The following is a 2,426-nucleotide window of genomic DNA, read 5'->3' on the forward strand; positions in this document are numbered from 1 at the left end:
CACCCCGGCCGGCCCCTGGAGCAGGGCGATGCGCAGCGGCGCCATGTGCAACCTCGCAGGCGGGTGGTGGGGTCCGTTTCCCCCGACGGTACGTCCTGCGCGAGGCCCGGAACAAGGCCCGTCGATTGCGTCCGACCAGGCGATTCGTTGCGTCTGCCCGGGGCACGGCGGCGATCCGTTGCGCGGCCCGGGCGCGCGGCTCACAGGGGCGGGTCGGGGGCGTAGCGGCGGACGAGCGGGGAGAGGACGAGGACCGATCTGGTGCGCTCGACGAAGGGCTCGCCGGCGATCCGTTCCAGCACTTCCTCGAAGTGGCGCATGTCGGTGGCGAAGATCTGCACGATGGCGTCGGCGTCCCCGGTGACGGTGGAGGCGGCGGCCACCTCCGCGTAGTGCGACAGGGCGCGGCGGATGTCGCCGGGGCCGGTGTTGGAGCGGCAGTACAGCTCGACGTAGCCCTCGGTGGCCCAGCCGAGGGCGGCGGGGTCGACCCGCACGGTGAAGCCGGTGATGGCGCCCGCGGCGCGCAGCCTGTCCACGCGCCGCTTGACCGCGGGCGCGGACAGGCCGACCCCGGCGCCGATGTCGGCGTAGGTGCGGCGGGCGTCCTCGGCGAGGGCGCGCACGATCCGCTCGTCCAGCTCGTCGAGTCGCATGTCCGCAGTACACCACGGCCGGCCGGGCCGCTCGCGGCACGGCCGGCCCCGCCACCGGTGCGCTACTGCCAGCTCGCGTGCAGCGGCTTGCCCTCGGCGTACCCGGCGGCGCTCTGCACGCCGACCACGGCGCGCTCGTGGAACTCCTCCAGCGTGGCGGCCCCCGCGTAGGTGCACGCGCTGCGCACGCCCGCGACGACGGCGTCGATGACGTCCTCGACGCCCGGCCGCGCGGGGTCCAGGAACATCCGCGAGGTGGAGATGCCCTCCTCGAAGAGCCCCTTGCGGGCGCGGTCGTACGCGGACTCCTCCGAGGTGCGGCCGCGTACGGCGCGCGCCGAGGCCATGCCGAAGCTCTCCTTGTACAGCCGCCCGTCGGCGGTCTGCTGGAGGTCCCCCGGGGACTCGTAGGTGCCGGCGAACCAGGAGCCGATCATGACGTTGGAGGCGCCGGCGGCCAGCGCCATGGCGACGTCGCGGGGGTGGCGCACGCCGCCGTCGGCCCACACGTGCCTGCCGAGCCGGCGCGCCTCGGCGGCGCACTCCAGCACGGCGGAGAACTGCGGGCGGCCGACGCCGGTCATCATGCGGGTGGTGCACATCGCGCCGGGCCCGACGCCGACCTTGACGATGTCGGCGCCCGCCTCGACGAGGTCGCGTACGCCCTCGGCGGCGACGATGTTGCCCGCCACCACCGGCACCTGGGGGTCGAGGGCGCGCACGGCGCGCAGCGCGTGGATCATCTGCTCCTGGTGGCCGTGCGCGGTGTCCACGACGAGGGTGTCGACGCCGGCGTCGAGGAGTTGCCCGGCGCGGCCGGCGACGTCGCCGTTGATGCCCACCGCGGCGGCGACGCGTAGCCGGCCGCGGGCGTCGGTAGCGGGGGTGTAGAGCGTGGCCCGCAGGGCGCCCTTGCGGGTGAGCAGCCCCACCAGGCGCCCGTCGGGGCCGACGGCGGGGGCGAGCCTGCGGTGGGCGGCGTCCAGCCGGTTGAACGCCTCGCGCGGGTCGATGTCCGCGTCGAGGGTCAGCAGCTCGCGGGACATGACCTCGGAGAGCTGGGTGAAGCGGTCCACCCCGTTCAGGTCCGCCTCGGTGACGACGCCCACGGGGCGGCCGTCCTCGACGACGACGGCGGCGCCGTGCGCCCGCTTGGGCAGCAGCACCAGCGCGTCCGCGACGGTGGAGTGGGGGCCGAGCACGATGGGGGTGTCGAGCACCAGGTCGCGCTCCTTGACCCAGGAGACGACCTCGGTGACGACGTCGATGGGGATGTCCTGCGGGATGACGACGAGCCCGCCGCGGCGGGCCACGGTCTCCGCCATCCGGCGGCCGGCGATCGCCGTCATGTTGGCGACGACGAGCGGGACGGTGGTGCCGGTGCCGTCGGCGGAGGACAGGTCCACGGCCTGGCGGGAGCCGACGCCGGAGCGGCGGGGGACCATGAACACGTCGTCGTACGTCAGGTCGTACGGGGCGGGGGAATCATTCAGGAAACGCACGTACTTCAGTGTCCCATGCGGCAGCGGGATCGTCCGCGGGGCGGATCCTCCGGGCCGGCGGCCGACCGGATGGTGCGATCGCACGAACACGCGGCCGGCGGCCGGATGTGCAGGCGGCCGGTTCGCGGGTACCCCGGGCTCCATGCGTACCGACCCGCACACACGTGCTTCCCCCGGTGCCGCGGACGCCGCGGTCACCGCCGGCCTGCTCCCCTTCCTCCTCGGCCTCGTCGTGGTCGCCGTGCTGATCGGCGCGGTGTGGCTCGGC

General features: G+C 75.0%; 2 protein-coding genes. Both read right to left on the reverse strand.

From position 1 onward, the window contains the following. Positions 1-200: 200 nt before the first annotated feature. Positions 201-656 carry an Lrp/AsnC family transcriptional regulator gene (locus H5J30_RS27390; RefSeq protein WP_181789995.1) on the reverse strand — a complete coding sequence of 152 codons (456 nt, stop codon included), beginning with the start codon at positions 654-656 and terminating at the stop codon, positions 201-203. Positions 657-718: 62 nt separating this feature from the next. Beyond that, positions 719-2,158, reverse strand: coding sequence for a GuaB1 family IMP dehydrogenase-related protein (locus H5J30_RS27395; RefSeq protein WP_181789996.1), 1,440 nt, complete (start codon positions 2,156-2,158; stop codon positions 719-721). Positions 2,159-2,426: the final 268 nt, after the last annotated feature.

This window comes from Streptomyces phytophilus, assembly GCF_013870535.1.
In the GTDB taxonomy this organism is placed as follows: Bacteria; Actinomycetota; Actinomycetes; order Streptomycetales; family Streptomycetaceae; genus Streptomyces; species Streptomyces phytophilus.